Origin of the sequence: Arcicella sp. LKC2W (assembly GCF_034931005.1) — a bacterium.
Classification (GTDB): domain Bacteria; phylum Bacteroidota; class Bacteroidia; order Cytophagales; family Spirosomataceae; genus Arcicella.
The window spans coordinates 207,160-232,162 of the sequence record NZ_JAYGIN010000007.1 but is presented as its reverse complement, the minus strand read 5'-3'; the positions used below and the strand labels follow the sequence as shown (position 1 = coordinate 232,162).

The window sequence follows — 25,003 nt, the reverse complement described above, 5'->3', positions numbered from 1 at the left end:
GACTTTAGTCTGTAAGTTGTAACACAGACTTTAGCCTGTAAATTGTAACACAGACTTTAGTCTGTAAATTGTAACACAGACTTTAGCCTGTATTCAAACATACAGACTAAAGTCTGTGTTACTTAATTCTTCTTCGCCATAAACGGAATACATTTCGGCACAGACGGACATTCCGATTTATGAAGTCCAAAATCAATGGTTAAATTGGAGTTTTTATCTGCCGTTGTGCCATTGGTGGTATCTCCATCGTTTTGTGGCTCTGTAAAATTGCTCAATTCTATATAAGATGTCCTAATCATTTGCCCTAAAAATGAAGTGCCATCATCGTCATTATTTGTATCATCATTGGCACTTACGGAAGGTTCATAAATACCTGTTGGTGAATCATTTGTCCCCACACTCGACTTATAATTGGCAGGTGCTTCAATTTCTACAATATAAAATCCTGGAACTAAATTAGCAAACAAATATTTTCCTGTTGTAGCATTGGTTGTGGTGGTTTGAATAGCAACTCCATCTACATTATTAGTCGGCGAACCTCCTTCAATTTTAGCTTTATATAACTTAACACTTACGTTTCCAAGTCCAATTTCTCCGTTATTATTCGAGCCATCATTATTGGTATCGTCCCAAACTAAATTACCAATACTCAAACATTTATTCACCGTTGGCACTAAAGAAGCAATAACAATACAACCATTTTCATACGTCTCGGTTAATGTATAAGTTCCCACTTGACGGAGGTCTTCGGTGGTTGGAATATTGGTTGCAGAAGCCGTTGAAGTATAACCATCAGGTCCAGTCCAAGCATAAGACAAAGGTTGTTCTCCCACATTACGAATAATAACATCTCTCAATCGTAAATTTTCTCCAACGCACACATTAGTGAAGCCACCAATAACGGCAATTTCTATGGCATTGGACTTTACAAGTGTGGTAGCCGTTGCCGATTGCCCCGTAATGGAAACAGTTACGGTATAAACGCCCATTCCATCAGCAACTAAATTAGCAATGGTCGCATCTTTTTCTGACGATACATAACCGTTTGGTCCTTTCCAAGAAAAGGCAGCTCCATTTCCTGCATTAGTTGTGGTGATAATTTTAAAATTTGCTCCAATACAAGTCGGAATTGTATCATTAACTGAAATACTAATTTGAGCATATATCTGAGACTTAGCCGCAAAAAATAGGAATAATAACAAGCAATGAGTGATTGCTTTCGAGGGTTGAAAATGGGAAGATTTCTTCATTACCAATGGGTAGTTTTAAGCTGAAAAGATTTAATTTAAAATCGCTCAAAGCGATAAATTATTAAAACTTAGGCTTAACAATAAACCTCTGAAAAGGATTTCAGATTGATTTTACTGTTTTATTTTATCAACTTTTATTGATAAAAACACCTCTACTTGGCAATTAGGGGATATAATTGAATCTTGGCTAAAAGAATTTAAAGAATATCTTTTTTTTGGCATAGCCTTAAAAATCAATCAATAAATATGAGCAAAAATTATGCCGATAGCCGTAACCCAGACTTCAGTCTGTACGTAAATTTCAAATACAGGCTAAAGCCTGTGTTACTAAAACAAACTCGTTTGGTAATTTCCCAAAACTTTTGCTTCATGTTCTAAAAGCCACTTTTTTCGCCATAAATCTCCGCCGTAACCAACTAACGAACCGTTTGCCCCAATTACTCGATGACAAGGCACGATAATGTTAAATTTATTGCTCCCATTGGTAGTTCCAACGGCTCGAATGGCTTTTTCGTTGCCAATTCTGCGGGAAAGTTCTAAGTAAGAAATCGTTTTTCCAAAAGGTATATTTTCTAATTCTGCCCAAACGGTTTTCTGAAAATCTGTGCCTTTATGCTGAATTTTCAAGTCAAAATCTTTGCGAGTTCCCTCAAAATATTCGGCAATTTGGCGGACATAATCAGTAATGACTGTCGGAACGTACTCAGTTTCTACCTTTCTCGGACTTGGCTTTTTTTGAGCATCCACAAATAAAATAGAGGTCAGATAATCTTCAGTTGCTGAAATTTCTAATTCGCCCAAAGGAGAATCTATATATTTTGTAAAAATTGTTTCTTCCATAAAATTACGGAGGTAAATTCCGTCGTGCTTTTACGCAATTTGCAGATTTTTTCACATATTTCTATTCCGTATCTTGCGTTTTGATTTTAACAAATGTTTTGACCTCCTGACTTATGAATTTTACAATTCCCATTCCCACCAATTTTTCGTTTCAAGAATGCCTTTGGTTTTTAGATAGAAATTATGATGATTGTCTGCATGAAGTCAGAGAAAGGTCAGTCAGAAAGTTACTTTTGCTTCAAGGAACACCAACTTTAATTGATATTTCAGAAAAAGAAGGTAGCCTTTTCGTCAGTATTTTACAGGGAAATTCGGATGAAAAAGCCATTCTCAATTTCGTTAAAGAATGGTTCGATATTCAGCGAGACTTGACTGATTTCTATCAACTTTTAAGTAAAGATTCTGACCTCAATTACATGGTTTCTGAATATAATGGTCTGCGACTTTTGGGAATTCCAGAATTATTTGAAGCATTATGTTGGTCAATTATTGGTCAGCAGATTAATTTGCGTTTTGCCTATAAACTCAAACGGCGATTTACGGAAGCTTTTGGAACAAAATTAAGTTTTGAAAATTCGGCATACTATGCTTTTCCTTCTTGCGAAGTTGTTTCCAAGTTAAAAGTTGAAGATTTATTACCAATGCAATTTTCAAATCGAAAGGCGGAGTATTTAATAGAAATAGCCAAACAATTTGTAGATGGGAATATTTCCAAAGAAAAACTTTCTGAATTGAGTACAGAGGAAGCTCTCAAAAAATTAATTCAAGTGCGGGGTATCGGAGAATGGACGGCAAATTATGCCTTAATGAAATCGTTGAAACGTTTGGAATGTATTACTTACGGTGACGTTGGGTTATATAATGCCCTTCATGGTCTAAAAAACTTCCCAAAACGGCCCAGTCGTGGAGAATTAGAATCGTTTTTTATCAATTTTAAAAATTGGGAAGCTTACACGGTTTTTTATTTATGGAGAAGTTTAGCAATTCCTACATAATTAAGGCACAAAAACATTTCTTTTTACTATTTTTCTCATTTCACAAAAGTTTGGCACGGCATTTGTCATTACATAAATATCCCAGCAATGCCGCCACAAATGTTAGGAGTCGAAAGACAAAAACTAAAAAAGTAGTAGCCTGCCAAGAAAGTTTGGCACGGTAATTGAAACCAAAGAAGATAGAAGTCTAAATGAAGATTTCTAATTTTAATTGACAAAAATCCAATCTTTTTACCGCCATGAAGAGAATTTGGGTCAAGCTCAGGAGTTTGAATTCTCCTAATTTAATAGGAGAATTCAAACAAAAAGCCTCGATATAGCTAAACCAAATCTTTGAAAAATAACAGTGGCGGAATTCATTACAATTCCTTTCTCGCAGAAATTCTCTGCCCCTTTTACCACCGTATTTTACATTTTTTTGAGTTAAAATTTAGTCAGCTATTTTATTCTCTAAAAGCTGATTTATCACATAAAACATATTTATTTTTTATGCAAAATGTGATTTCAAGATTTTCCCCGAAGTGAGCAACAATTTAAGAATGTTGGCGGACGTTTTTAAAGGGCAACCTTCGGGAAAGACCTTACGGGGAGGAAAGTTTTGCACGCTACTATGTGTTGGCGGACGCAAAACGGATGTTGCAGAACGATCAATTCCAAATCCGTATTAGCAGAGGAAGTGGAGTAAATTGATTTAAGAAGTTGGCGGACTTTGAGAGTCGATTCTCCACTACACCTTTGTACTTTGACAATGTATAATCCTTACTTAATATAAAAATTTAATAATCCAACCCATAATAATAGCCCTGTTGAGTCTCGACTTTTCAGGGTTTTTTTATTTGTGATTGAGTGATTATTATAATTTGTGATTGAGTGAATTGTGATTGAGTGATTATTATTCATTCGATAATTTCTACGCTATTACTAATTCACAATCGCAAATTCACCAATAATCCAATTCACCAATCACCAATAATCCAATTCACCAATAATCCAATTCACCAATCACCAATTAACCAATCACCAATTAACCAATCACCAATTAACCAATCACCAATTAACCAATCACCAATAATCCCTACCTTTGTGTAATAAAAAACACAAAATGTATAAATTATATTTCCTTCCCTTTCTCTTATTTTCAGCAACAATTTTTGCTCAAACAGATACAACTTTACTATCAAAAGAACTGCAATCTGTCACTATTTCGTCTTCACGAATTATAGCAAAAGACATTCAAACACCACTTTCTGTTACCGTAATCGACCAATCTCGTTTACAAATTGGACAATCAAAAATTTCTCTTTTCGAATCTTTAGGAGCAGTCTCAGGGGTTTTTGCGATGAATTCTGAAAATTTTGCTCAAGATTTACGCATTTCTATTCGTGGATTTGGGGCAAGAGCATCTTTTGGCATTAGAGGTTTGAAAATTATGATGGACGGCATTCCAGAATCAATCCCCGATGGCACGGCAAAAGTTGGAAATTTGGACGTAGGCATGATGGAACGCATGGAAGTTATCAAAGGCCCTGCCTCTGGACTGTACGGAAATGCGTCTGGCGGGGTTATCAGTATGTTTTCGGAAAATGCTACGAAAAATTTTGCTGAATTTCAAGCTAATATTGGAGCTTATGGCTTACAAAGATACCAGTTCAAAACAGGGCAAACCCTTGGCAAATTAATGTATTTCGTATCAGCGTCTCGTTTGCAAAGCACTGGTTATCGGGAACATAGCCGTTTGGAACGCAATTTTGTGAATGGAAAAGTGATTTATCAATTTACAGATAAAAATAAATTAACATTTTTAGCCAATTATATCAATAGTCCAAAAGCAGAAGACGCTGGAGCTTTGACACAAACCGAAATTGACAAAAATCGCCAACAAGCACGACAAGCAAATCTGACTTTTAACGCTTATGAAACCTTCAAACAAGGAAGAATTGCTTTTATTTATGACCATAATTTTAACAAAAAACATCAAATTAATGCTCGAATATTTTATTTGAATCGGGATTTTGCCAACCAACAAGCATTTCAAGCAAGTGGGCAAATTGCTTTTAACCGAGATTTTGCAGGAGGCGGATTTAATTATCAATTTTCTACCAAGAAATATCGACTAAAAACAGGATTAGACCTTGAAAATCAACAGGATAATCGTAAAAGATTTGATAATTTATCAGGAGAAAAAGGCACTTTACGACTCGACCAAATAGAAGAATTTAGCAATATCGGTGTATTTATTTTACAAGAATTTTCATTTAATGATAAATTCAGAATGTCTTTAAATACTCGTTTTGACGATGTTCGATTACAGATTTCAGATAAATTTCTTTCAGATGGCGACCAATCTGCTACGCAATCTTTCCAGAAAATTAATCCAATGTTAGGTTTTTCATACGCTCCTACTCCATCACAATCCATTTTTATTAATTTTTCTACCAATTTTGAAACACCTTCTTTAAATGAATTATCGAATAATCCGAGTGGAGTAGGTGGGTTTAATCCGAACCTAAATCCACAAAAATCAAGGAATTTTGAAGTGAGTTATAAAGGTATTTTGAGTAAGAAATTCAGAGTTGACTTATCCTTTTTTTATATTGAAGTTGAGGATGAAATTGTACCGTATCAATTGCCCAATCAAGCTACAAGAACTTACTTCAGAAATGCAGGATTATCAGAAAGAAAGGGAATTGAACTGGGATTAACCTATAAAATCAGAGCAGGATTGACCACTTATTTTAACTATACTTTCTCCGATTTTAGGTACAAAACATACCAAACTACGGCTGGAAAATTTGATGGAAATATGCTTACAGGAATCCCAAAACACAATATTTATGGAGAAATCAGGTATTTTCCCAACATCGGAATTTATGCCATTGCACAAGTACGAAGCATTAGTAAAATCTATGCAGACGATGCCAATACGGTAACGAATAATGCTTACATGACTATAAATTTAAGAGCAGGTTATAAGAAAAATATTGGCAATTTTCAGCTTGAACCATTTATTGGCATAAATAATTTGTTGAATGAAATATACAATGCCAATGTCCTGATTAATGCTACTGCCAATCGTTATTTTGAGCCTGCTTCGGGAAGTTTTATTTTTGGAGGTTTGACGTTGAGCATTGGAAAATAGTATAACCGATTAGACCACAGATTGAACTGATTTTACAGATTTACACTGGGGCGATTAGTCAGATAAAATAAAGAAAAATCAGCGAGAATCAGTATAATCCGTCTCATCAGTGGTCTATCGTTTGTCTTGAGACAAACCCTTTATTGTTTCGAAATAAAATTGACAATTCAAATTATTCGCTTGTAAAATTAAAAAATATATTACCTTTGCAATCCCAATTACAAAATGGGGACGACCGGTATTGACAGCTTGTGCAGGTCGGTAGTAAGCACGTCGGGAGTTGGTCTTGACCTCCCGTAACTAATCAGTCCAAACAATAATCGGCAATACTCAGTATGCCATGGCAGCTTAATTCTTAATTGAATTTCGTTTTGGATAGTCCCAATTAGATTGCGACTATTCGCCACCTCCCACTCCGCTAAACTTTGCCGTGGAGATTTGGGGGGACGCTTCGCAAAGTCGAATGTTGTGATTTCTCTAAGCAAACATTTAGTACAGAGAGGATAAGGATGGAATTAGGTCAGGCTTGAACCTTGACCGTCTCGAAAAAATAATCAAGACTAAACGTGTAGAAAGTTATCGAGTTCCTTGTCTGGACGAGAGTTCGAATCTCTCCGTCTCCACAACAAAAACCCGCTTTAAAGCAATTTAAAGCGGGTTTTTTGTTTTTAAAATTATTTTGTGTCAATAAAGTGGCAGTAAAAATCATATTTATCTATAAATCTCAATAGCCTTATATCCCTATTTTTAGATAAAACAATACTTTTCTAACAACTTCTTAAATCCTTCTAAATAATTCCGACAAAGCACTTCAAGTCAGGATTTGAATTCTCCTACAAAAGTCTATTTTAGCAATTGATTGATTAGGAATACACTCAAAGTGTCAATACTAATCAGATTATTTCATCAACAAAAGTCGTGATTTTACCTCAAAACGACTGTACTTAAAACATGAAAAAACTATTTCTTTCTGGAATAGTTTGCTTAAAACTGTGTTTTGGTTTTTCGCAAGCAATTCCCAATCCTCTCCATTATACTTGTTTCAGAGCTGAGAAACCTTTGAAAATTGATGGAAAATTAAATGAACCTTCTTGGCAAAAAGCTCAATGGACAAACTTATTTGTTGATATTGAAGGTGATAAAAAACCTTTGCCAACGCAAGCTACAAAAGCAAAAATGCTTTGGGACGACCAATATTTATACATTGCGGCGGAATTGGAAGAGACAAATATTTGGGCGTATCAAACCACAAAAGACCAAATTGTTTACTTAGAAAATGACTTTGAAGTATTTATTGACCCCGATGGCGACACTCAAAATTACTTTGAATTGGAAGTAAATGCAGCCAATAATACGTTTGACCTTTTCTTGCCAAAACCTTATCGAAACGGCGGAAATGCCCTGATTAATTGGGACATAAAAAACCTCAAAACTGCTGTTCATATCGATGGAACTTTAAACAAATCGAAGGATATTGATAAAGTTTGGACGGTGGAAATTGCTATTCCAATTTCTTCGCTCAATATGGACGATAAAAATCATCTTCCGCAAGATTTATCATTTTGGCGAATTAATTTTTCACGAGTTGAATGGGATTTTTCTTTGGAAGACAGAAAATACACCCGCAAGAAAAAGGAAAATAACGAAGGCGTTTTACCAGAATACAATTGGGTATGGTCGCCACAAGGAGCAATCAATATGCACTTGCCTGAGCGTTGGGGTTATCTTGTTTTTTCTACTCAAAATGTCGGAGCAACGCCTATCAATTTCACTCTTCCAGAAAGCGAAAAATTAAAACAAATTGCTTGGCAAATTTATGACAAACAAAAAACGTATTTCGCTAAAAATCAACGCCATGCGAGTAATTTAATAGAACTTTCATTTGACAATAACGACTACGAAATTTTGATAGAAGCAACGAGCCAAACTTTTATCATTTATGTTTCGGATAAAGCTAAAAAAACGTTCATTACGCTCAATCAAGATAGCGTTTTAAATGTCATAAAAAAGCCTTGATATTTCCCTAATTTTACTCATCATAAAATCAATAACATGAACAAACGTACTTTTTTAAAACAAGTTGGTTTAACTGCCTTTGCAGCCGTTGAATCTTCACAATTGATTAATGCAAAGCCTGTTTTACCTCCGCAAAAATCAGCAAAAACACTCAAAAATTGGGTTTGGATTAATCCCGACCATAAAGAATCGGCGGAAGTTTTGACGGAACGATACAAAAAATATAAGGCTCATGGCATTACGGGTATTTTCTTTGAAGCTGACGACGAAAAGCATTTTACCATTGCTAAAAAACAAGGTTTAACCACGCACCGCTGGATTTGGACGCTCAATCGTGGAGAAGAAAGTCTTTTGAAAGCTCATCCAGAATGGTATGCCATTAATAGAAAAGGTGAATCTTGTGCCGACAAACCGCCTTATGTTGGGTATTATCGTTGGCTTTGTCCTTCTCGTCCAGAAGTGTGTGATTATCTTGAAAATGTGGTCAAAACAGAACTTAGTAAGCCTTATGTGGACGGTATTCATTTGGATTATGTCCGTTATTGCGATGTTATTTTGGCAGTTAATCTTTGGCAAGTTTATGGAATCAAACAAAATCAAGAATTGCCAGAATATGACTTTTGTTATTGCAAAGTTTGTCAGCAGAAATTTAAAGAGGAAAAAGGTATTGATATTACCAAAGTCGAGAATCCAGACCAAAATTTATCGTGGCGAAAATTCCGTTATAACAACGTAACTCGCTTGGTAAATCATCTTGCTGAAACGACCAAAAGTTTCAAAAAGCCCATCAGTGCAGCCGTATTTCCAACGCCAGAAGTTGCCAAAAGAATTGTTCGTCAGGATTGGGTAAATTGGAATTTAAACTTAGTTTGTCCGATGATTTACCATAAATTTTACAAAGAAGATGTCAGTTGGATTGGCGATGCCGTAGAAGAAGGCGTAAAGGCATTACACGGAAAATTTCCGTTATACGCAGGACTTTATTTACCCGATTTTGACAGTAACGATGAGATTACGCAGGGAATTAAATTGGCTTTGAAAAATGGAGCAGCAGGAGTTTCACTATTCGGCAATGTCAATGACGACGTACTGAAAGCGTTGGTAAAAGGTGTTAATTCATAAAATAGTGTACTTCTGAGAAGTTAAAACAAACCCTTCCAAGCATTTTAAACGCTTGGAAGGGTTACCAATATGCCTAATTTAATTTTGTAGGGATAAATTTATCCTTCACATTCTCCTAAAAACCCGATTCCTTTAAGAAACTACCAATTTTCTCCATCAATTCTTTCTTACTGTAAGCAGGGTCAGAATGTCCTGCATTGGGAATAAATTCTATTTGAGTTTTCAGGTTTTTACTTTTATACGCACTCCATAATTCTATGGATTGATTAACAGGAACTTGACTATCTTGTTCGCCGTGTACAATGAAAATCGGTGGGTCGGAAGTATCAACTTGATGAACGGGACTGGCTAATTTTGCTAATTCAGTTGCTTGGTCTAAAGGTTTTCCTAAGAGTATTGCCAAAGCGGGCAAACGTACATTCAAACCATGTGGCGTTGATTGATTTAGAATTGTCAAGAAATTAGTTGGCCCATAAAAATCAATACAAGCCTGTACTGACGACGACGTATTGGTATAATTTCCAAGATTTCCTTCCAATACCAAATTATTGTTAGTCGTAGCCACTAATGCCGCTAAATGTCCGCCTGAGGAACTTCCCCAAATAATTATTTTATCCGATTGATAACCATATTTATGGGCGTTCGCTCGCAAAAAACGAATAGACGCTTTTATATCATGCACGTTTGCAGGAAAAGGTTTTTCGGTACTTGCCTGAAAATCAACACTTGCTAAAGCGTATCCAAATGGCAATAATCCCAAAGGAGGATTTTCTTTATTGCCCGAATGCCATGCTCCTCCATGTACCCAAACAATCAAATAGGGGTCTTTTTTGCCTTTGGGTTTATAAATATCAAGTGTGAGTTTTTTATTTTCTACTTCTGCATAAACAAGGTTTTTGGTGATTTCGACATCCTCTTGTGCTTGAATTTTGATGAGACAAAAAAAGAAGAGAATTAATGAAAGTGAGTGTTTCATGATATTAGTTTTATGAGTGTAAGCATTTGGAATAAATTATTTGACGTTTAGTAGTGGCGTATAGCATACGCCAACATCGTCATGACATTGGCGTATGCTATACGCCACTACCAAATGAACGAAATCAATATTATTAAATAATTTATTCTTGGCTTAAGTTAAGCATCATTTCATAAAAAAACCAAGTCTCATATCGAAACTTGGCTTTTTTGAAGAAACTCAAAATGCTTCTTCTGTCACTTAATTAGAAACCGTATCTACTTGAGCTTCAATAACATTCTGAATAGCAGTTGGCACATTCGACAAGAAATTATACCCCGTAGCAGCTTCAATGGCATCTACCGTTGTACGATACGTTCGCCAATCGTTGGTTCTGATACCTTGAACATTGGGCATAATAATAGCGATGACACGGGTAGAATTGCTTACTCGATTCACATCATCATCTCCAGTTGGTAAAATAACTGCAATTTTATACGTCTGAGCAGGTACAGTAATTTTTCCACCTGCAATTGTATTGGCACTTCCTGCCGAGCCAGTCCCTCCTACACCATACGACCCCGCAATAATGTATATTTCCTGATTGTTACCCAATTGTCCACGTAAGTAACTTTCCAAACCCTCCCAAGGGCCTTGATTATTATCGGGTGCTTGCGGAATCATATTAGTCATGAAAAAAGTAGCTGAATTGTTTTCAACACTACTCGTTCTATCTCCCGATGGAGTCATGTGTCCACGGTCAAAACCACTTCCCGAATAATCAGTATTGGTTACTTGATACCAACCACTTGGCAAAGAAGTATCATTTCTAAAATCATTTTGACGAGATGTTGAACCAATGGACGCACTGTTCAAATACCAACTTACCCAATTTGATGTTGCCTTTGCTCTACTATAACTCATCACATATTGCGGTTTTTCCAATAAATAATTATTTTCATTAATAACCGAATTGGTAGCATTAGAAGGATTTCCCATTGCCAAATTAATATTATTTGATTGTACAGGAATGACAGGGAAATTAACTTTAAAATCGGCAGTCTGGATATTAAGCGTTCCGCCTGTATCAACAATTAATTTGGCACAACCTTGGTCTGATGTTGCACTCATTACGGTAATAATATGTGAGTTTCGAACTCTTACGGTATCATTCAAAGCAGGAATACAATTACAAGTCCAACTGGTTGGGTCATTCCAACTTCCACTTTTCACCGACCTGATTATTACGGAAGGCGTATTGTCAATAATACTAATAGAAGGGCTATTTGTGGCAGTTAAAGCATCTCCAGCCGTAACTGTTGCCCTTAGGATAACGCCTAATTCTTCCTTATTATAAGTAATTCCACTAATGTTAACGCTATTTTCACCTGCGGGAATTACACCCGTTAATGTTCCGCCAAGTGTTCCAGAACCTGTTTGTAAAGTCAATGTAACAGTCGTGGGACTGGTAACATTTTGAGCATTTTGGTCTGCATCTTGCGACTGAATATTTACCGAAAAACCAATATTGGGTGTTGGTGACGTGGGCGTAATACTGGCAAAAGCTAAGGTAGTAGGCAAAACAATATCCGCAACCGTTCCCGAAAGATTCACCACTGGACTTGTTGGAGCATCGCCTCCGCTATGAGTAACATTTCCTTCATATTGAGCAGGAGATAATCCACTCATTAAGCGTACATAAATAAGTGTATTCAATGAGCCAGCATTGGGCGTTAATGTCAAGGAAGTCGTAAAGCCTGATGATGAAGATGTTGAAATTTCAAAATTTCCTGTAACCGATAAAGAAACATCTCCCGTCAAAGATGAACCTGTTACATTATAGGTACCTGCATTTGAAGGGCCATTTCCTGTAAAATAGTTAAGATTCGTTAATGTATTTGGATTTACATTAATATTAGGGCCTGTGCTAACACCCGTAACCGTCAGATTATCAATAGAAATCTTTGGTCGGCTACCCGATGGAGAAGTAAGAGCAGAACCACCATTATGATAGTAAAAACGCAATTTTACCGTAGCCTGATTATTCAACGCAGACGGTAACGCTATGCTAATATTGGCTGATTTTGCCACGTTATTATTGGCTGTAAATGGCAAATTCGTCCCTGATAATTCCGTCCAACTTGTGCCATTAGTTGCGTAATAAACTCTCAAACTTCCTGCTCTATTACCTGTACTGTTCGCCACAGTTGCTGCATCAAAAGTAAGCGTTCCTGCATTTCTATTGGTAAAATTCAGGTTAAGGTCTAAAGCAACTGCACTTGAATTGTCAGTCGTTCCCGTTGATAAAAATTGAATATTGGTAGCTCCATTTTGTACACCACCAGACGTTCCCGATGAAAATGTGGCAGAAGCAACCGTTGTGGCAGTTGCCGAAGGAATTGTGCCTGCACTTACCGCTACTGATGACCAAGAATTTGTTGAAGGAGTAGTCCAGCTTGTAAAATTTTCGGTATAATTCCCCAATGACATATCATAGTAGGTTTGCCCAAAAGAGCTTAAACTATTCATGAGAAAAAGGAAAAAAAGGAACGTTTTAAATTTGAAAAATTTGACATGAGTATTCGATGATACTCTCAAAAGGGTATGAGCTTGATACATAATAACTTAGGATAATTTTGTTTGTTGAGATATTTTCAGAAAGGCGTAGAAAAGCCCAAATTTCCAAGCTGACGGACATGACTATTCGACTGCATAAGAAATTGTGCAATTTTTAAGAATGACAAAAAGAGTAGAGCCTAAAATGTTGAATTATAGGTACAAGCAAATGAAGGTAGAAAACAGATAAAACCTGATGGGTGTATTTTTAGAAGGTAGATACTGATGATTTATTTGAAGGTAGATTATTGATGAAGTAGATAAAATATGCTGTTGGGTGGTGTTACAGATTCAAATTCGGTGGTTGAATAAATCATGTAAACCTACGATTGGAATAGTTTTATGTTGATGAAAATGTATTAAGAAATTATAAATTAATTTAAAAAGCTAAGACTGCCTAAAATATCACCGTAAAAGATGACATTCATCCTATTTGGGCAAGCACAACTTTTGAAATCGGGCAAAATTCTATTTGACTTTATCACAATGGTTTTTGAAAAATAAAAGCTACCTCAAACTGAGATAGCTTTTTTAATAAAACCACTTAATCCTAAGTAACCACATAGGAGAATCGGGAAAATGAAGCCATGTCAAAACCATAAATACTGACTTATTGCAGACAGATTTTGTAATCTTTATATGGCTATCAAACCCAAATTCTATGCAGGTGATTAGTTTAAAGCATTATTAATGTTGATTCGTCCCCAACCAAAATTGCCATTTCTACTTGGGTAATAGCTGGCATTTTGTTTAAGACGGTCAAAAACTTGCGTTCTCGTCCATGTTGGATATTTTGAAAAAACTAAAGTTGCCATTGCAGCCGTTGAAGCCGTTGCTACTGAAGACCCTCCAACAGTTGAAGGAACATCTCCAGACATTGCCAAACTCAATGGTTTTCTTCCGCCAGATGCTTTTTCCATCACTACCACAAAATCGACATCAGAACCTTCGTGACAAGCTTCGCAACGTTGTGTTAAATTGTCTTTAATCCCTGTAACTGCCACAGCTTCAGGCATACTTGCAGGAAAAATTACACCTGCCCAGCCAGCAGTCCAACCAAAAGATGTACCCGCCGCACAGAAAATCAATTTACCTTTTCCATACGCATAACGCACGCCATCAGCCACTTGGCTACTCGAAATAATATTTCCCATCGACATAGAAATCACTTTTACATCGGTTCTATTTCCTGCCAATGTAAAAGCATCAGCAACCCCTTTCGACTCACGACTTTCATTCAAAAATACATCTGCCGCAGCACGAATACTAATTAAATTGGCATTATAAGCAATTCCTGCGGTATTTCCGTCTGTACCACGTGGAGCAACTGCCGCACCTTGCATAGAAGTTCCATGTCCACAAGCGTCATTGGGCGTTTCAACAGGCCCGATATTTATTCCCAAAAATTTATCTCTTGGGAGAGTTACCAACTTTTCAATGGTTCTGCCAGAAGATGAACCTTGATTAAAAGTTGACCCTAAATTTTCTTGTGTGCTACTACAACCTGTATCAATAATTACCATTTTTGCACCTGCACCCGTACTTTTTGCCCAAGCTTGGGTTACACTATGATAAGCATAATTCCAAGAAGCTTTAGCATTAGGAGAAACCGTTGTGAAGTCAGTAGAAGACAAACCCGTTTCAGGTGTATTTGAATCACATCCGCTATCAGAATTAATTTTAGACTTGGCATCACTTTTCCCCGTCTCAACATTTGGAGAATACCCCATCGGCTCGGCATAACGAACTAATTTTGAGGCTCTTAATCTTTCTATTGTACTTAAATTACTTACTTTTACATCAATAACAGGAAGAATATTTTCTTCAAAAACTTCTAATTCACTTCTTTTCAAAGATGAATTAGTTTTACTTTCTTCTTCAAAAATAATATCCAAAACCTCTTCACGAGCCATTTTCCAAGCAGTCTCATTAATATTAATCAAATGAATTTTGGAATCTATATTCCCTTCACTTTCAGGCTTATAGCCTACTGAAAGCACTTTATCAGATTGATTCAACGCACTCCAAACCATCATATCCGACGCACTCGACCACTCAAATTTGCCATTGTCTTGCAAACTTTTAAAAATAGTCTGGTCAAGTTCTGTTTTGGATACAGGCGAACTTGGATTGGGCGATAATGCTTCATTTGGTGAATTTTCAACCGTACAAGCACAAAATGAAATAGCGATAAATAATAAAGAAGTAATTTTTTTCATAAGTTGTTAAGTTTTAAATATTTACGGTAAAATTATGCAAATTATTGAAATAAGTAAATTTTAACATATAATTTTCTGCGACTATCTACTTATGCTTCATCTAATCAAACCATTAGCAGGTATTTAGATAGCTTTTATGTAATTTTAAACTCCATTTTAAATGCTAACCAATGAAACGTAATCTTTTTATTCTTTTAACAAGTATCTCTTTGATATTTAGTTGTAAGAAAGACAATGGAGACTGGAAAAAAGCGGCTGAAAGCCCAGAATTTTTACGTCGAACACAACTCCAAGTAACAGAATCAATTATTCATGACATTTTTGCACCTCCTGTTTCGAGTCGTATTTATATGTATTCCTCATTGGCAGCGTATGAAGCAGCCATTGCAGGCAATCCAAAATATCAGTCGATGGTAGGTCAATTAAAAGGTTTTCAAACGGTGTACCAATTAGATACTAACAAGAAAATCTGTAATGGTTTAGCCGCAACACAGGCATTTTTGACAGTTGGTAAAAACTTAACATTCGCTCAAGAAGTATATGTAGATTTTGAGAAAAAAATGTGGGAAGAATACAAAGCAACGGGGATTCCAGATGACATTTTTGAAAATTCTATCGCTTTTGGAGATTCAGTAGCGGCTTCAATTATGAATTATTCTAAAAAGGATAACTACAAACAAACTCGTGGTTTCCGTTATACAGTTACCAATAAACCTGGCACTTGGATTCCTACGCCTCCTGCGTATATGGATGCGGTAGAACCAAATTGGACTAAAATTAGACCTTTGACTTTAGATACATCTGCACAATTTCCACCAGTTGCACCTTCTAAATTTGATTTAACTAAAGGTAGTCCGTATTACCAAGAAGTCATGGATTGTTACAACACAGGGAAAAACCTGACGGACGAACAACGTAATATTGCCAATTTTTGGGATTGCAATCCTTTCAAAATGAATATTACAGGTCATGCGATGTTTGCTACCAAAAAAGTTTCTCCAGGTGGACACTGGATGGGCATTACAACACAAGTATCTCGCCAATTAAAAACCGATGTTGCCCAAACAGCAGAAGCTTATTTGATGACTTCAATGGCTATTTTTGATGGCTTTATTTCTTGTTGGACAGAAAAATATAAAACCGTAAGAATTCGCCCCGAAAGTATCATCAATACCAACATTGATAAAGATTGGCAACCCGTTTTGCAAACGCCACCGTTCCCAGAATATACGTCTGGACACTCGGTAATTTCGGCAGCAGCTTATACCGCATTGAATAAAACATTAGGAGATAATATTGCCTTCAATGATTCAACAGAAATTCCTTACGGCTTACCTGTAAGAAAATTCACCTCATTTAAACAAGCGGCCTTAGAAGCATCAATCAGCCGTTTGTACGGAGGAATTCACTTCCGTCCCGCTTTGGATAATGGCTTTGCACAAGGTGAAAGAGTTGGTGCTTGGGTTGTTAGTAAAATAAAAACCAGAAAATAAGTAGATGAAACCGTCATTCAGCTATCAGATGAAACGCAGATGACGCAGATGTAAACAACACATATTTTACAGATTTTTCAATAAAATATCATTTTAAGTACAGTGTTTAATAAGTTTTCTGAATAATTTTCACCCTAAAATGTTTGATTGGAGAACTTCCCGAAAGTTTTAGAACTTTCGGGAAGTTTAAATAACTTATTAAACAGTGTATTAAGTAAGAATTGCCAACTTTTGGAAAGTTGGCAATTTTAGTTTGTGCTATAACCCCGTCAGCAGTTGGATTTTGAAGATGAATTATTTATTTAAGAATACTTCAAAAGTTTAACTTTCACGGAATAATCAAACAAAATTGCACAATAAAAAGAACTTACATTGGAATAATTATATTTTCATACAAGATTAAAAGTTTCTTTCGTAAATTGCGTCAAGATTAAAAAATTGGTAATGAGTCCATCGTATTTGAGTATTTGGATTCCATTTTTATAAATTTGAAACTATTATAAAGTTTTGCTCATTACCAATAATTGCTAAATACTCAGTACTGAAATATTAAGCTTATGAAGTACGATTTTTTATTGGCGGAATTAATTGTGAAAAGTTCACAAAACCGCATAGACGAAATGCAGATTGCTGAAAATCAGGAATCTTCTAAAGGTTGGTTAGAACGCTTTTTCGAGTTCTTAACACCCAACAACATCAACATTGCCACAAGATAGCAATCTATATCATGTAAACGAGCCTCATCATTACGATGGGGCTTTTTTGTTTCTCAAACTTTTTATCGGTAATTATCGTAAATTTGAAAGTATCCCGACAAATTGGAAACAATTAGTTTATCAATTTGTATCAGAAACAAAAAGCTCATCATGCAAAAAATCATTCATAAACATTCTTTAGCAATCCGTTGGTTTCATTGGATTAATTTTCCCTTGCTTTTCGTGATGATTTGGTCAGGATTATTGATTTATTGGGCAAACGGTATTTATAAAATTGAAATCGGCGAAACACTCATTTTTAAGTTTTTCCCAAAAGGATTTTATGATTTTTTAGGTTTATCGGGGCAATTAGCGAAAGGAATGGCTTGGCATTTTGCAACGATGTGGCTGTTTACAATAAACGGTATTTTATACGTACTTTATACCATGATTTCGGGAGAATGGCGTTTGATTTTACCGACTAAAAACTCATTTAAAGAGGCTTGGCAAGTGGTTTTATTTGATTTTGGACTGAGTAAATTAACGCCTCCACAAGATAAATATAATGCCGCCCAAAAAATTGTCTATACTTTGGTCATCATCATGGGTTTTGGCTCAATCTTAACGGGTTGGGCAATTTTCAGACCTATACAAATTTCATGGCTAACCACAATTTTTGGGGGCTATAAAGCCGCAAGAATAGAGCATTTTGTGTTAACAATCGGATTCTGTTTATTCTTTTTAGTCCATATCATTCAAGTTATCAAAGCAGGTTGGAAGAATTTCCAAAGCATGATTACAGGTTTTGAAACCAAAAAGTAAGACAGGAATCCTTCCTGTCAATTACTCTCTTGACAGGAAGCACTCCTATCCTACGAAACTAAAAAAAAGTGACAGGAAAGAGTCCTGTCCTACGAAAATATGAAAGAAGAACTTACTTCCGAACAACAAATTAGAAGAAAAACTATCAAGGCTTTTATTGGTTTTGGTGTAGCAAGTCTTATCCCTTTTAGTTTTTGGAAGTGGATAAAGTCAAGTGATAAATTAGATTATTTATCTGCACCTTTAAGAAAAACCTTAGAATTTAATGAGAAATTAACTTCCAAATTATTATCAAACAGTCATTTAGCCCCTATTTTTCAAAAATCTCAAGCAGAACGCAAAGTCAGATTTAATGGTGCAGTTGGTTTGCAATCTCCACTTGAAGAAGATTATAAAATCAAGGTAGAGTCAGGCGAGAATAAATTTGAAGTAACGATAAATGACCTCAAGGCTTTACCCAAACAAGATATTATTTTTGAATTTAAGTGTATTGAAGGCTGGTCACAAATACAACATTGGGCAGGCGTACGATTCATTGATATGATGAATCATTATAAAATTGGGCAGAAAGATGCAGAGAATTTGTTTAAATACGTTGGCATGGAAACACCCGATGGTTTATATTTTGTAGGCATTGATACACCAAGTGTAGTGCATCCACAAACGATTTTGGCGTATGAAATGAATGGAAAGCCATTATTGAAAAAACATGGCTCTCCATTAAGATTAATAATTCCTGTAAAATACGGCTACAAAAGTTTAAAACGAATTGGCGTAATCAAGTTTTCAGATGAACGACCGAAAGACTATTGGGCTTCATTAGGCTACGATTATTTTGCAGGCTTGTAATACAGGAATCTTTCCTGTGTCATTTATTCACGGGAAGGATTTTCGTGTTACTTACCATTTTTCTAAACCTAAAAGTTTTTTACCCAACTCATTTAATTCGGCAGCTTCGTATTTAGTTTGCTCCCAATTTCGTGGGTCACCTGGAAAAGCATAACCTTCGGGAGCAATACGATTTTCCCAAGAATTCACACGCCAATCTTTCAAATCATCGTTATCTTCTTCGGCGGGCATCATGGAAATATATTGGGCCATTCTAACTTTATCTTTTGAGTTATTAGCACGAATTCCATGCGGTTGTGAGCTGTTAAAAATCAATAAATCGCCAGCTTCCATTTTCACTTTATGAAAATCTTTTTCAAAACCTGTGGTGTCAGGTTGGAAACGATTTCTGTCCTCTGGTTGCGTCAATTTCCAAGTGTCATAAGTTCTAAATAATTCTGGAATACACTGAAAACCACCCATATTTTCATCAGTTTGGTCAGCTAAAGCCAAGACACCTTGCACATTTTGCGGTTTCGTTTCTGGGTCATAATCCCAGTGAATAAATGCTTTATATTGAAAACCCTCACGCAAAGGGAAATTTAAGTTCGCACGGTCGATGGTTACCCATAATTTTTCCGTTCCCCAAATATCCGCAAAAGCTTCGTGTACACGTTGCATTTGACGGTTATTCCAAAGGTGTTGATTATTATAAACTTCCACCATACCCGTTCCCGCCAATTCTTTCATCTGCATTTCAGCACGTGGAGCCGTGTACCAAGTTTCTGGATTGTTAGGGTCTTTTTCTTCAAATTCCCACAGAAATTGAGCCGTTGCCAAAGCCTGCTCTCTTGGCACGGCATTTTTAATAATTACATAACCATTATGAATCCAAAAAGCCCAATCTTCCTCACTTAATACTTTGAGTTTTTCTCCTTCAGTAATACTTGTACGTAGCTTAACTTGGCTACTTGTAGCCGTTGAAGGATTTCCAGGTTTATCAGTATGATTTTTATTTGCCATCATAGTTGGCATCATCGTTTGAGTTTGCATAGCTGTTTGCTTTAAAATCAATATTTATTATCAAAATTATGATACAAATTTAGAGCTTGAAAATGCAATATATTTATCCAAAAATTGCCATTTTTTGAACAATTTTGACTTTAATAACTAACAAATATTTATATTTAACAAAGAAAGTACAATTTTGAACAAGGATATTGATTTTCAAGATAAAATATACCATGAAGACAGTTTTAGAAGAATTTACTATCGACTCTGAAAGTTCTTTTAGAATTTTTGAACCTCGTTTGAGTCAGGTTTTTTATTGGCACTTTCACCCCGAATTTGAGTTAGTTTATATCGAAGGGACAGATGGCACTCGTCATGTGGGCGAGCATATTTCTCGTTTTGAGTACAGTGATTTGGTTTTCATCGGTTCAAATATTCCTCATCTCAATTTCGATTATATGGTTAAAACCGACTACAAAAAAGTAGTTTTACAAGTCCGACACGATTTTTTGAAAGAAGCATTTGCGAATACGCCCGAACTTTCTGCCATTTTTCGTTTGTTTCAATTATCACAATACGGCATTGCTTTTGGCACGGAAATAAAGCAATTCATTGGAGAAAAATTGAAAAATGTTGGTCAGAAATCAAATTTTGAGCAGTTTTTAGAAATTATGAGTATTTTTCAGCACTTGGCAAATACGCAAGATTATGAATTACTCCACGACAAACCCGTTGAGAATCAGTACAATAAAAAAGACCAAGAGCGAATAAAGCGTTTATATCAGTTTATTGACGAACATTATCAACGAAAAATAGATTTACAAGAAGTAGCCGAATTAAGTAATTTGAGCGAAGCCGCTTTTTGCCGATATTTCAAGAAAATGACCAAACTTACCTTTGTAGAATTTTTGAATCATTATCGGATAAATCAAGCAAAAAACTTATTATTACTCGATAAAAACATTACCGAAACCTGCTTCGATTGCGGTTTTGAAAGCATTTCTTATTTTAACAGAACCTTCAAAAAACTCACGGGCGAAAACCCTTTGGGCTTCAAAAAGCGATTCAGATAGTTTTCGTGGTTTGATAAAAAATAGCGTATTTTGCACATATTTAATCCATATTTTGTTACCTTATTTAAGGAAGAAAACGAAAAGAAATTAAAGTAAAATGAGTCCAAAATCACTCATTCACAAATTACTCAATAATAAATGAACCTAATAAAAGTTGCCGCAGGAGTAGTTAATCAAACGCCGTTGGCTTGGAATACCAATAAAAAGAACATCATCGACTGCATAGAAGAAGCTAAAAATCAAGACATTAGCCTTTTGTGTTTGCCCGAATTATGTATTACGGGTTATGGTTGCGAAGATATGTATTTTGCCCAATCAACTTGTGATACCGCCCTCGAAATATTGGATGATATTGTAACCCATACTTCAAGTATTGCCGTTTGTGTGGGTTTACCAATTCGAGTTTCGAACCACGTTTATAATGCTGCTTGTCTGATTGTCAATAAGCAAATCAGAGGTTTTGCTTTGAAGAAAAATTTGGCAAATAATGGCATTCACTACGAAACTCGTTGGTTTCAAGCTTGGACTGTGGGTGAACGTACAGAAATGAGAATTGGCGAATTTACGTATCCCGTCGGAGATTTAATATTTGATGTTGGAGGCGTAAAAGTTGGCTTTGAAATCTGTGAAGATGCCTGGATTGCCAATCGACCAGGCAGAGATTTATACGCTTTGGGTTGTGATGTCATCATGAATCCGACGGCTTCACATTTCTCTTTCTTCAAAACTCAAACTCGTGAACGACTTGTTCAAGACGGTTCTCGTGCTTTTGGCGTAGCTTATATTTACGCCAATTTACTGGGAAATGAATCAGGTAGAGCCATTTTTGACGGTGATGCGATGATTGCACAAGCAGGCGAAATGTTAGTTTCGGGAACGAGATTTTCATACAAAGACCATTATTTGACTACGGCAGTTATTGACATTGACAAAATCAGATTGGAACAATTGCAAAATCGTTTGACTTTTAAGGCTTCAAATCCAGTACAAGTTTTATTCGATTTTCCAGAAATTGCTCTCGTTAAAAATATCTATGCTTTAGAACATTGGGAAGCCAACGGACATCAAAAAGAGGAAGAATTTGCTCGTGCCATTGCTTTGGCTTTGCTTGATTACCTCCGCAAATCACGCTCAAATGGTTGGGTAATTTCGCTTTCGGGGGGAGCAGATTCTTCGGCAATTACGGCTTTGTGTTATTTGGCAATCGATATGTGCGTTGCTGAATTAGGATTAGACGGTTTCAAAAAGAAATTTCCATACATCAAGAAAATTCAAGATTGCCAAAATGTCAAAGAATTATCAGCGGCTTTGATTATCAATGTTTATCAAGGAACGCAAAATAGTTCAACGGCAACTCGTCATTCGGCTACTTCTTTGGCAAAAGACTTGAACACGACTTTTTACGATATTGACATCAACGGTTTGGTAGAAACCTACAAAGGACTCATTCAAGGAGCAATTGGTAGAGATTTATCTTGGGAAACTGATGACATTGCCCTCCAAAATATTCAAGCGAGGGTGCGTAGCCCAAGTGCTTGGTTATTGGCAAATTTGAGTAATTCGCTTTTACTTTCAACGTCAAATCGCTCAGAATCATCGGTTGGTTATGCCACAATGGACGGCGATACTTCAGGTTCAATTTCACCAATTGCGGGTATTGATAAACATTGGTTACGTCATTGGTTACGTTGGTTAGAAAACGTTGGCGTGGGTAAAGAGGTGAAAATTGCAGGGTTAAACGCCATGAATAATTTACAACCAACCGCCGAACTCCGTCCGTTGGAAGCCAAGCAAATTGACGAAGAAGATTTAATGCCATACGATTTACTAAACGCCATTGAAACTGCCGCAATTCGTGATAAAAAATCACCAAAAGATTGTTTAGAATTAATGGAAATGGAATTTGAAGGGATTTATCAGCGTGAAAAACTCGTTTTATCAATCGAAAGATTCTTCAAATTATTTGCCAGAAATCAATGGAAAAGAGAACGTTATGCTCCAAGTTTCCACGTTGATGACCGCAATCTCGACCCAAGAAGTTGGTTAAGATTCCCAATTCTTTCGGGTGGATTCGAGAAGGAATTAACCGAAATGAAAGAATATGCAGAGAGTTCTGGAAAGGGAAAAAGGAAAGGGAAAATTGGTTTTTAGTACCCTCCCAATTATAATTACGAATCCATACCAATAATTATAATAACGAATTTAGTACACTGTTTAATAAGTTTTCTGAATAATTTTCATCCTAAAATGTTCGATTGGAGAACTTCCCGAAAGTTTTAGAACTTTCGGGAAGTTGAAAATAACTTATCAAACAGTGTATTTAGATTATTATAAGCTTGATTATCAATGATTTGCGGGATTTCAAAATAGTGTTTCATTCTGTTCCATTACTAAATAAACTTTCAAATAAATGACTAACCAAATCCAAATCAATACTATAATTTTTGACTTAGGCGGCGTATTAATTGACTGGAATCCACTTTATGTTTTCAACGATTTAATTCCCGATGAAGAACAACGTCAATACTTTTTTGAGCATATTTGTACTATGCACTGGAACGAACAACAAGATGCAGGAACGTCTTTAGCACAAGCTACCGAAGATAAAGTTGCTGTATTTCCAGCATGGGAAAAAGAAATTCGAGCGTATTATGGGCGTTGGGTAGAAATGCTGGGAGATGCGAATCATGGCACTGTTAAAATTCTAAAAAGCCTGATTGATTCGCCTGATTATAGAGTATATGCTCTTACCAATTGGTCAGCAGAGACATTTCCAATAGCAAAGTCAATAGAACGTTTTCAATTTTTGCATTGGTTTGAAGGTATTTTGGTATCAGGAGAAGAGTTTTTATTGAAACCTCAACCCGAAATTTACGAAGCCATTTTGAGTCGCTACGACATTGACAGAAGTAAAGCGATTTTCATTGATGATAATTATAAAAATGTGGTTGGCTCAGAAGCCGTTGGACTAAAAGCAATCCATTTTCAAACGCCTGAACAATTGGCGGAAGAGTTAACGAATTCAGGTGTTAGGTTTTAGTTTTTAGGTGTCAGAAAACAAAAGACACATATTACTAAAACCTAAACCCTATCTCCTAAAACCTTATAGAAATGCTTTTAGCCATTGACATCGGCAATACTGACATCGTTTTTGGGATTCATGATTCTCAATCTTGGATTCATCAATTTCGTATTTCGTCAGCTTATTCTAATAGAGCAAGCGATTATGAAGCTCAATTGAGAATGAGATTTTTAGAGAACAACCTCAAAATCAGCGATATTGACAAAGCCATCATCAGTTGCGTTGTTCCTGACCAAAAAATTGTTTTAAAGGAAATGGTGCAAGAAATGTTTGCACTTGACCCAATTATGGTTGGCGTAGAAATGTACGACAAACTCAAGATGGAGATTTTGAGTCCTTACGAAATCGGGACGGATTTGGTCTGCAATGCCACTTATGCCTTTTATACGCACAAACGCACTTGTATGATTGTGGATTTTGGAACGGCTTTGACCTTTACCGTAATTTCGGGAGAAGGAAAAATCATAGGCGTTTCCATTGCTCCAGGTTTAAAAACTGCCGTAAAATCTTTATTTTCAAATACGGCTCAATTACCCGAAGTACCGTTGGTCATGCCTGATTCTGCCATTGGCAAAAATACCGTTCATGCTATCCAAGCGGGTGTTTTGTGGGGTTATGTAGGCATGGTTCGTGAAATGATAAAACAAATCAAAAACGAAGTAGGGCAAGATTGTTTAGTTTTAGCCACAGGCGGACTTTCATCTATTCTCACACCTCTACGAGATGATTTTGACGAAGTTGATAAATTATTAACCTTGAATGGTTTGAGAATTATAGCGGGATTGGTGTAGAATTATAGTCATTTATTAAGTAGTGGCGTATAGCATACGCCTTTCATATCGTTGGC

19 protein-coding genes and 1 other RNA gene are annotated in these 25,003 nt (G+C 36.0%); 14 read left to right on the top strand and 6 right to left on the bottom strand.

The window, feature by feature from the left end; genetic code table 11:
* Positions 1-122 precede the first annotated feature (122 nt).
* Positions 123-1,250, bottom strand: coding sequence for an SdrD B-like domain-containing protein (locus VB796_RS08140; protein ID WP_323346027.1), 1,128 nt, complete (start codon positions 1,248-1,250; stop codon positions 123-125).
* 327 nt (positions 1,251-1,577) lie between these two features.
* Positions 1,578-2,090, bottom strand: a complete 513-nt coding sequence (locus VB796_RS08135; protein ID WP_323346026.1) for a methylated-DNA--[protein]-cysteine S-methyltransferase — start codon at positions 2,088-2,090, stop codon at positions 1,578-1,580.
* A gap of 113 nt (positions 2,091-2,203) precedes the next feature.
* Here VB796_RS08135 and VB796_RS08130 point away from each other — a divergent pair, with 113 nt between their 5' ends.
* The 6 genes from VB796_RS08130 (at position 2,204) to VB796_RS08105 (ending at position 9,362) form a co-directional block, all read left to right on the top strand.
* On the top strand, positions 2,204-3,085 hold the full coding sequence (locus VB796_RS08130; RefSeq protein ID WP_323346025.1) for a DNA-3-methyladenine glycosylase family protein: 882 nt from the start codon (positions 2,204-2,206) through the stop codon (positions 3,083-3,085).
* A 521-nt stretch (positions 3,086-3,606) separates the two neighbouring features.
* The gene (locus tag VB796_RS08125; protein WP_323346024.1) at positions 3,607-3,753 is read left to right on the top strand and encodes a hypothetical protein; all 147 of its coding nucleotides are present in this window, start codon (positions 3,607-3,609) and stop codon (positions 3,751-3,753) included.
* A gap of 434 nt (positions 3,754-4,187) precedes the next feature.
* Complete coding sequence (locus VB796_RS08120; RefSeq protein ID WP_323346023.1) at positions 4,188-6,224, top strand: TonB-dependent receptor; 2,037 nt, start codon at positions 4,188-4,190, stop codon at positions 6,222-6,224.
* Positions 6,225-6,451: 227 nt separating this feature from the next.
* Positions 6,452-6,850, top strand: a transfer-messenger RNA (tmRNA) gene (gene ssrA, locus VB796_RS08115).
* Between the two features lie 325 nt (positions 6,851-7,175).
* Entirely contained in the window at positions 7,176-8,240 is a 1,065-nt protein-coding gene (locus VB796_RS08110) for a carbohydrate-binding family 9-like protein (protein WP_323346022.1), read from the top strand.
* A 36-nt stretch (positions 8,241-8,276) separates the two neighbouring features.
* On the top strand, positions 8,277-9,362 hold the full coding sequence (locus VB796_RS08105; RefSeq protein WP_323346021.1) for a family 10 glycosylhydrolase: 1,086 nt from the start codon (positions 8,277-8,279) through the stop codon (positions 9,360-9,362).
* A gap of 115 nt (positions 9,363-9,477) precedes the next feature.
* Here VB796_RS08105 and VB796_RS08100 read toward each other — a convergent pair whose 3' ends face one another.
* The 3 genes from VB796_RS08100 to VB796_RS08090 form a co-directional block, all read right to left on the bottom strand.
* Positions 9,478-10,338, bottom strand: coding sequence for an alpha/beta hydrolase (locus tag VB796_RS08100; RefSeq protein WP_323346020.1), 861 nt, complete (start codon positions 10,336-10,338; stop codon positions 9,478-9,480).
* Positions 10,339-10,578: 240 nt separating this feature from the next.
* Positions 10,579-12,846 (bottom strand): DNA/RNA non-specific endonuclease, encoded by a 2,268-nt coding sequence (locus VB796_RS08095; protein WP_323346019.1) that lies wholly within the window; start codon positions 12,844-12,846, stop codon positions 10,579-10,581.
* Positions 12,847-13,604: 758 nt separating this feature from the next.
* Positions 13,605-15,152, bottom strand: coding sequence for a S8/S53 family peptidase (locus VB796_RS08090; RefSeq protein ID WP_323346018.1), 1,548 nt, complete (start codon positions 15,150-15,152; stop codon positions 13,605-13,607).
* A 170-nt stretch (positions 15,153-15,322) separates the two neighbouring features.
* Between VB796_RS08090 and VB796_RS08085 the strand changes: the two genes are divergently transcribed.
* The 4 genes from VB796_RS08085 to VB796_RS08070 all read left to right on the top strand — a co-directional run bounded on the left by VB796_RS08085 (position 15,323) and on the right by VB796_RS08070 (position 19,011).
* Positions 15,323-16,645, top strand: coding sequence for a vanadium-dependent haloperoxidase (locus VB796_RS08085; protein WP_323346017.1), 1,323 nt, complete (start codon positions 15,323-15,325; stop codon positions 16,643-16,645).
* 557 nt (positions 16,646-17,202) lie between these two features.
* A complete protein-coding gene (locus VB796_RS08080; protein ID WP_323346016.1) occupies positions 17,203-17,361 on the top strand; it encodes a hypothetical protein in 159 nt (52 codons plus the stop codon).
* A gap of 150 nt (positions 17,362-17,511) precedes the next feature.
* Positions 17,512-18,162, top strand: a complete 651-nt coding sequence (locus tag VB796_RS08075) for a cytochrome b/b6 domain-containing protein (RefSeq protein ID WP_323346015.1) — start codon at positions 17,512-17,514, stop codon at positions 18,160-18,162.
* A 99-nt stretch (positions 18,163-18,261) separates the two neighbouring features.
* Positions 18,262-19,011 (top strand): molybdopterin-dependent oxidoreductase, encoded by a 750-nt coding sequence (locus tag VB796_RS08070; RefSeq protein WP_323346014.1) that lies wholly within the window; start codon positions 18,262-18,264, stop codon positions 19,009-19,011.
* Between the two features lie 51 nt (positions 19,012-19,062).
* On the opposite strand, the gene VB796_RS08065 is transcribed toward VB796_RS08070, so the two are convergent.
* Positions 19,063-20,043 (bottom strand): phytanoyl-CoA dioxygenase family protein, encoded by a 981-nt coding sequence (locus VB796_RS08065; RefSeq protein WP_323346013.1) that lies wholly within the window; start codon positions 20,041-20,043, stop codon positions 19,063-19,065.
* Positions 20,044-20,234: 191 nt separating this feature from the next.
* Between VB796_RS08065 and VB796_RS08060 the strand changes: the two genes are divergently transcribed.
* From VB796_RS08060 to VB796_RS08045, 4 genes are all read left to right on the top strand, one after another.
* The gene (locus tag VB796_RS08060) at positions 20,235-21,074 is read left to right on the top strand and encodes an AraC family transcriptional regulator (protein ID WP_323346012.1); all 840 of its coding nucleotides are present in this window, start codon (positions 20,235-20,237) and stop codon (positions 21,072-21,074) included.
* A gap of 138 nt (positions 21,075-21,212) precedes the next feature.
* On the top strand, positions 21,213-23,225 hold the full coding sequence (gene nadE, locus VB796_RS08055; RefSeq protein WP_323346011.1) for an NAD(+) synthase: 2,013 nt from the start codon (positions 21,213-21,215) through the stop codon (positions 23,223-23,225).
* A 259-nt stretch (positions 23,226-23,484) separates the two neighbouring features.
* Complete coding sequence (locus tag VB796_RS08050; protein WP_323346010.1) at positions 23,485-24,114, top strand: HAD family phosphatase; 630 nt, start codon at positions 23,485-23,487, stop codon at positions 24,112-24,114.
* A gap of 71 nt (positions 24,115-24,185) precedes the next feature.
* Positions 24,186-24,947, top strand: coding sequence for a type III pantothenate kinase (locus VB796_RS08045; RefSeq protein WP_323346009.1), 762 nt, complete (start codon positions 24,186-24,188; stop codon positions 24,945-24,947).
* Positions 24,948-25,003: the final 56 nt, after the last annotated feature.

Excerpts from the sequence above, each read along its gene's own strand:
- VB796_RS08140 (WP_323346027.1), bottom strand. The coding sequence starts at position 1,250 with ATGAAGAAATCTTCCCATTTTCAACCCTCGAAAGCAATCACTCATTGC.
- VB796_RS08135 (WP_323346026.1), bottom strand. The coding sequence starts at position 2,090 with ATGGAAGAAACAATTTTTACAAAATATATAGATTCTCCTTTGGGCGAA.
- VB796_RS08130 (WP_323346025.1), top strand. The coding sequence starts at position 2,204 with ATGAATTTTACAATTCCCATTCCCACCAATTTTTCGTTTCAAGAATGC.
- VB796_RS08120 (WP_323346023.1), top strand. The coding sequence starts at position 4,188 with ATGTATAAATTATATTTCCTTCCCTTTCTCTTATTTTCAGCAACAATT.
- VB796_RS08110 (WP_323346022.1), top strand. The coding sequence starts at position 7,176 with ATGAAAAAACTATTTCTTTCTGGAATAGTTTGCTTAAAACTGTGTTTT.
- VB796_RS08105 (WP_323346021.1), top strand. The coding sequence starts at position 8,277 with ATGAACAAACGTACTTTTTTAAAACAAGTTGGTTTAACTGCCTTTGCA.
- VB796_RS08100 (WP_323346020.1), bottom strand. The coding sequence starts at position 10,338 with ATGAAACACTCACTTTCATTAATTCTCTTCTTTTTTTGTCTCATCAAA.
- VB796_RS08095 (WP_323346019.1), bottom strand. The coding sequence starts at position 12,846 with ATGAATAGTTTAAGCTCTTTTGGGCAAACCTACTATGATATGTCATTG.
- VB796_RS08090 (WP_323346018.1), bottom strand. The coding sequence starts at position 15,152 with ATGAAAAAAATTACTTCTTTATTATTTATCGCTATTTCATTTTGTGCT.
- VB796_RS08085 (WP_323346017.1), top strand. The coding sequence starts at position 15,323 with ATGAAACGTAATCTTTTTATTCTTTTAACAAGTATCTCTTTGATATTT.
- VB796_RS08080 (WP_323346016.1), top strand. The coding sequence starts at position 17,203 with ATGAAGTACGATTTTTTATTGGCGGAATTAATTGTGAAAAGTTCACAA.
- VB796_RS08075 (WP_323346015.1), top strand. The coding sequence starts at position 17,512 with ATGCAAAAAATCATTCATAAACATTCTTTAGCAATCCGTTGGTTTCAT.
- VB796_RS08070 (WP_323346014.1), top strand. The coding sequence starts at position 18,262 with ATGAAAGAAGAACTTACTTCCGAACAACAAATTAGAAGAAAAACTATC.
- VB796_RS08065 (WP_323346013.1), bottom strand. The coding sequence starts at position 20,043 with ATGCAAACTCAAACGATGATGCCAACTATGATGGCAAATAAAAATCAT.
- VB796_RS08060 (WP_323346012.1), top strand. The coding sequence starts at position 20,235 with ATGAAGACAGTTTTAGAAGAATTTACTATCGACTCTGAAAGTTCTTTT.
- nadE (WP_323346011.1), top strand. The coding sequence starts at position 21,213 with ATGAACCTAATAAAAGTTGCCGCAGGAGTAGTTAATCAAACGCCGTTG.
- VB796_RS08050 (WP_323346010.1), top strand. The coding sequence starts at position 23,485 with ATGACTAACCAAATCCAAATCAATACTATAATTTTTGACTTAGGCGGC.
- VB796_RS08045 (WP_323346009.1), top strand. The coding sequence starts at position 24,186 with ATGCTTTTAGCCATTGACATCGGCAATACTGACATCGTTTTTGGGATT.